The sequence below is a fragment of the uncultured Mucilaginibacter sp. genome, from assembly GCF_903913935.1.
Classification (GTDB): Bacteria; Bacteroidota; Bacteroidia; order Sphingobacteriales; family Sphingobacteriaceae; genus Mucilaginibacter.
Genome location: NZ_CAIWNH010000493.1, coordinates 1 through 5,560, shown reverse-complemented (window position 1 = coordinate 5,560; position 5,560 = coordinate 1). Strand labels below are relative to the sequence as shown.

7 protein-coding genes are annotated in these 5,560 nt (G+C 41.9%); 2 read left to right on the top strand and 5 right to left on the bottom strand.

What is annotated here, in order from left to right:
- Positions 1–365 precede the first annotated feature (365 nt).
- Together QZY09_RS20010 and QZY09_RS20005 are read left to right on the top strand one after the other, a co-directional pair.
- The gene (locus tag QZY09_RS20010; protein ID WP_096349852.1) at positions 366–902 is read left to right on the top strand and encodes a sigma-70 family RNA polymerase sigma factor; all 537 of its coding nucleotides are present in this window, start codon (positions 366–368) and stop codon (positions 900–902) included.
- A gap of 91 nt (positions 903–993) precedes the next feature.
- On the top strand, positions 994–1,230 hold the full coding sequence (locus QZY09_RS20005; protein WP_295675312.1) for a cytochrome b5 domain-containing protein: 237 nt from the start codon (positions 994–996) through the stop codon (positions 1,228–1,230).
- A 69-nt stretch (positions 1,231–1,299) separates the two neighbouring features.
- Here the strand turns inward: QZY09_RS20005 and QZY09_RS20000 are convergent, their stop codons facing one another.
- The 5 genes from QZY09_RS20000 to QZY09_RS19980 all read right to left on the bottom strand — a co-directional run bounded on the left by QZY09_RS20000 (position 1,300) and on the right by QZY09_RS19980 (position 5,239).
- Positions 1,300–2,217, bottom strand: a complete 918-nt coding sequence (locus tag QZY09_RS20000; protein WP_295675310.1) for a PfkB family carbohydrate kinase — start codon at positions 2,215–2,217, stop codon at positions 1,300–1,302.
- Positions 2,218–2,564: 347 nt separating this feature from the next.
- Positions 2,565–2,900, bottom strand: a complete 336-nt coding sequence (locus QZY09_RS19995) for an L-rhamnose mutarotase (protein WP_295675317.1) — start codon at positions 2,898–2,900, stop codon at positions 2,565–2,567.
- Between the two features lie 38 nt (positions 2,901–2,938).
- On the bottom strand, positions 2,939–3,955 hold the full coding sequence (locus tag QZY09_RS19990) for a zinc-binding alcohol dehydrogenase family protein (protein WP_295675308.1): 1,017 nt from the start codon (positions 3,953–3,955) through the stop codon (positions 2,939–2,941).
- A 305-nt stretch (positions 3,956–4,260) separates the two neighbouring features.
- Positions 4,261–4,701 (bottom strand): VOC family protein, encoded by a 441-nt coding sequence (locus tag QZY09_RS19985; protein WP_295675305.1) that lies wholly within the window; start codon positions 4,699–4,701, stop codon positions 4,261–4,263.
- A 46-nt stretch (positions 4,702–4,747) separates the two neighbouring features.
- Positions 4,748–5,239, bottom strand: a complete 492-nt coding sequence (locus QZY09_RS19980; RefSeq protein ID WP_295675303.1) for an SRPBCC domain-containing protein — start codon at positions 5,237–5,239, stop codon at positions 4,748–4,750.
- Positions 5,240–5,560: the final 321 nt, after the last annotated feature.

Genomic DNA, 5,560 nt, shown 5'->3' with positions numbered 1-5,560 from the left:
TGGCGGTGCTACCGGAGAGGAAGTGTATAGTTTTTCGTCCATAATTATAGACAGTGTGTACGCCAAATTTGGCGTAAGGCTACAGCGCGAAGTGAATCTAATTGGTTAGGTTTTTTTATTTTTACCAAAAGGCGGTTTAATAAACTACCACTTCCTGAAGCATCCGGCTTTCAATCGCTGCAGATGACACCCCAACAAACAACACAAGCAAACGCCTGTTTTACAGTGCGTTAAATACCACCTTAGTGTTTAATAAATTGAGCTTTACGGCGATTGATATTTGGCAGACCGGCCCGGCGGCCCTGTGCCCCGCGACTTTTTAGTGGTACTATGTTTGTCTTACTGTTGATACAAAACATTAACAGATGACAAAGATTGAGTTTAACACCCTAGTACTACGTCAGGCAACCTCGCTAAGGTCATATGCCTTACACTTTACCCGCGACGCAGACGATGCTAACGACCTTGTCCAGGATACAATGTTGAAAGCCATTACATACTACAACAAGTTTAAGGAAGGAACAAATTTAAAAGGGTGGTTATACACTATCATGAAAAATACTTTCATTAACAACTATCGCCGGTTTATAAAAATGAACACTTTTGTTACCAAGAGCGACGAGATCAGCTCGCCAAACCTGGTATTCAGTTCAACCAAAAATCAGGGCGAAGCCAAGTTTGTGATGGACGATTTGAAGAAAGCTTTAGACAGGCTGCCCGCTGACTATTACGTACCCTTCACGATGTATTTTGAAGGCCACAAATACCACGAAATTGCTGATGATCTGGAAATCCCGATCGGCACGGTTAAAACCCGTATTCACGTTGCCCGCAAGCTGCTTAAAAAGAGCCTTAAAGCTTACGATACAGGCGTTGCCAAACCTGTTTACGCTGAAAATTAACAAGCTCAACATATATAATTTGAATCTCCCTGTTTTTTTAGCAGGGAGATTTTTTTTTTGTGCCGGTTTTATTTGGCTATTTTGCAGCCAAATGAGCGAATTACCTGTATATACCAAATCGCAACTGGCGCTCCGGAACGGGAGCGACAAGCCGGAGATCTGGGTGGCCTATAAAGGAAAAATCTACGATGTATCGCGCAGCAGGCTATGGATGAGAGGTAAACACTACGAGCACTGGGCCGGGCAGGACCTTACCGATGAACTGAAAGACGCCCCGCATGATGAATGGGTATTCAAGAATTTCGACCCGATAGGGAGGTTAGGGTAAATGCGAAAATCGGAATGCCAATTGCGGAAGTATTACGTCATTCCGCAATCGACATTTAGCAATCCGCAATTAATTTATTTCAAACTTCGATAAACTCACAAACTCCTGCACCCTGGCAGCTATTTCCTGCTGGCTAAGGTTACGGATCTTTTCGGTACCAAACTTTTCTACACAGAATGAAGCCAGCGCTGAGCCAAAAATGATGGCATTTTTCATGTTATTGAAATTAACGGTACCTACTTTGGCCATGTAGCCGATAAAGCCGCCTGCAAAAGTATCACCTGCGCCGGTTGGATCAAATACGTCGGCAAGAGGCAATGCTGGGGCAGCAAATATTTTATTTTCGTGGAAGAGCAGCGCACCATGCTCGCCTTTTTTAATGATCAAATATTCAGGACCCATGGTTAAAATTTTATGGGCTGCCTTAACAAGGGAGTGTTCGCCTGACAGCTGCCGGGCCTCGGCATCGTTAATGGTAAGTACATCCACCATTTTAATGGTATCCAGCAGTTCTTCCAGGGCAACATCCATCCAGAAGTTCATGGTGTCCATTACAATAAGCTTAGGGCGATTGGTAAGGCGGTTTATAACCGTTTGCTGCACCTGTGGCTGTAAATTGCCCAGCATCAGGAATTCGCAATCCTGATAAGAGGGTGGGATGATGGGGTCAAAATCAGCCAGTACGTTCAGTTCGGTGATCAGCGTATCGCGGCTGTTCATATCATTATGATAACGGCCCGACCAGAAGAAAGACTTTTCACCCGCTTTTACCTGCAGCCCTTCGGTACTGATATGGTGCTTATTAAAATCTTTTATTTCGCTTTGCGGAAAATCGTCGCCAACTACGGCTACAATCTTTACTTTATCATAAAAATACGAAGCCGCAAGGCTTGCATAAGTCGCAGCGCCGCCAACTATTTTATCTGTTTTGCCAAAAGGGGTTTCAATGGCGTCGAACGCTACGGTACCAATTACTAAAAGGCTCATTAAGTATGTTTTAAATTTTTGCGCAAAGTTCGTAAAATTTAAGAAGAAAAGTGCGGGTTTTCAGGTATATGAGGAGAATATTTGTCATATGTCAATAAGGTAAGCATCCGATTCTTTGAAGGGCAGGTCGCCAGGGAATCAACTTATTCGGGACGAAGTTGATCCCCATGTTGGCTTGAAGGGCCCTTTTATATTTGGCTCATTTAAAATTTGGTCATTATAAAAATTATTGGCTAGGCCCGTAATAAATACAGCGATGGCATGGCAACAGCCATTCCCTTGATTAATGTTCTTCTTTTCATCTAATGAGGGTAATAAAGGTTTACTGAACATAGCCAGCACATTTACTATAGTTGAAAAATCCTGTTCATCAAAATCCATTTCTCACGCTGCTCAGCCCATGGTAATGGTTGTTGAAATTTCCACATCAACTCTTCCCATTGATGACCTAGCTGGTTGGTGCTTTCCATAGCCGCTTTGCTTTCAAAACTGAAATCATCGTCAGTTTCCATAACCATGATTAACCGGTTGCATGTCCGATAGATTTCTATATTGTGGATTCCTGAATTGCTAATACTTTTCATTATCACAGGCCCTGCGTTCTCTTTTTTATGCCAATTTTCATATTCAGCAATTAGTCCTGGATTATTTATTAAGTCAACTGCGAGGCAAGATTTTTTAATTTGTTAAGTTTTTAAAAAGTCATTTTCCGTAAAGTGGGTCAAACCATTTCCACTATTGCTTTTATCACGCCCTTGGAGGGATTCAACCAACTTTCAAATTCATCCTTTACCTGATCAAATGAAACCCGGTGAGTGATATAAGTGGTCGGATCAATTTCTTTTCGTTTCATTGAAGTAATTACGTGCTCAAAATCTTCCCGTGTCGCATTCCGGCTGCTCATGAGCGTCGCTTCTCTTTTGTGAAATTCAGGATGACTAAAACAAATCTCCCCTTGCGGCAACCCGATCAAAACAAATCTCGCACCATGCGACATATATTGAAACGCATTATTGATAGCCTTTAAATTTCCGGATGCATCAATTACAACTGTTGGCATATCGCCATTTGTGATAGATTTCAATTGTGCCATCACATCAACATCCATTGCATTAATAATATGGGGTACCTGCAATTTTTCTTTGCAAAATTTCAATCGCTCGCCGTTGACATCGAGAGCAATCACTTTTGCGCCGGCAATGCGGGCAAACTCCATAGTTCCCAGTCCAATTGGGCCCGCGCCTATTACCAAAACAAATTCACCTTTGGTTACACCTGCCCTCCTTATGCCATGCGCACCTATCGATAAGGGTTCAATTAATGCTAATGCATCAAAGCCCAACCCTTCACCATGAATTAAGCAATAAGACGGCACAGAACAATATTCAACCATTCCTCCATCCTGGTGCACACCGCATACCTTTATATTTTCGCAGGCATTTTGTTTCCCGTTCCGGCAGGCAATGCAAGTACCACAGTTGAAATATGGTATAAATGTTACAGCTTCGCCAACCTCAAAACCTGGCGCGCTATCAACCGCGACTATTTCGCCTGAAAGTTCGTGACCTAAAATGCGGGGATATTCAAAGTAAGGTTGCGTACCTTCAAAAGCGTGCAAATCGGTGCCGCAAATTCCTATTCGCTTTATTTTTATGATGGCATACCCTGGTTTTAATTGAGGTTGTTCTGCTGCTGCATATTCAAACTCACCCGGTTTTGTGCATACTAAAGTTTTCATTTTATACTTTATAAGTTTACAGTAATAGATGATTGGCACCAGGAAGTAAAGTCAGTTTCAATTAAAGATTTATTTTTTAATTGTTGCCAGAATTGCAAGGGGGTATCTGTATCCATCATCTCCAGATTAGATTTTACCCGGCTTGCAGTAGCGGCATTTAAGGCAATGCTTTTTACCCCGGGAACAATTAAGGCAAATTGCACACACGCATCAGCGGGGCTATTTAGTTTAAGGCCGCGTCTTACTCCACGACCTGTTCTGGCACCTGATCGCACTTAACTCGACCGGTATACTGTCCCATCCCGTTAAATTCCTCCGTTATAACAGGGGTCAAATTCCACAATCCATTCAATGCCATATTTATCCCTAAACATTCCGGCGTAAGTACCCCAGGGACTATCTCCGATAGTTCCTTCTATAACTCCGCCTGCTGATAATCCCGTAAATATTTTGTCTGCTTCTTCACGACTTTCTGCACTAACTGATATTTTGGATCTGTTTTCGTTTTCGTTTACTCTTCCCATAAATTCGGGAACATCATTGGCTATTAACACGTTGTGTTTGCCAATAGGTAAAGCAATGTGCATTATCCTATTTGCTTCATTATCCGGTACCTGAAATTCAGCGCTTGCCAGGTCCTTGAAACGAATGATCCTGGCAAACTCTCCGCCAAAAACCGATTTGTAAAAAGTGAATGCTTCTTCGGCATTTCCGTTGAAGTTGATCCAGGGATTGATTGCTCTCATAATTTTTAATTCTTAAAAATGATTGTAAATTTTCTTTTTATGTTTTCTACGATAAGGACGCCAACAATTCTTCCAGGTTTTTTAACGTCATGGTGAAGCCTGTTTTGAAGCCCTCTAATAATTTCTCCAATCGCTCAAACGATTCATTAAAAATGGTAATGTCCACTTTAGTTATGCCATTTTGCTCGCTGAAATTATAATCCCACTCAGAACCCGGCAGTTCACGATTTTCGTCCTTATCTGCAAAGGCGTTGTACATCTTAAAATTGGTTTTCGGGGTAATGGATGTAAATTCCTGCACCGACCAACGCTCCTGCCCGTCGGGGCTTATCATCGCGTAAAATCGCCGCCCGCCTACTTCAAAATTCATATACTTGGTTTTGGCGCGCATAGGTGCAGGTGCCCCCCATTGGTCCAGCAGTTCGGCTTTGGTAAAGGCATCCCATACTAAAGACTGTCCGGCGTTAAATTCCCTGGTTATATAAACCATTTTCGCCGCTTTGTCAACGTTGAAATCAAATAGCAAATCGTTGTTCATTTTTCCTGTTCTTTTATTGTTGTTAATAAATGGTCAAGCTGGTTAAATTGAGTTTCCCAGTTTTGCCTGAATTGGGCTAACCAATGGTCAAACTCCTGCATTTTTTTGGTAAATTGTCGTTTAAATTAATGCATTCCGAGTATGATTCTGCCAGTTTGCGACACTCTTCAAAATGATCGAGTGGAAATGAACCTCTGTCTGGCGATTTACGGGCATTTTATTTATTAAAAAAAATAATAAAAAAATCAACAAAATTAATCGTAAATATTTTTTTGATTTTAACAATGTTTGGGGTTTGGGGTTTGGGGTTTGGGGTTTGGG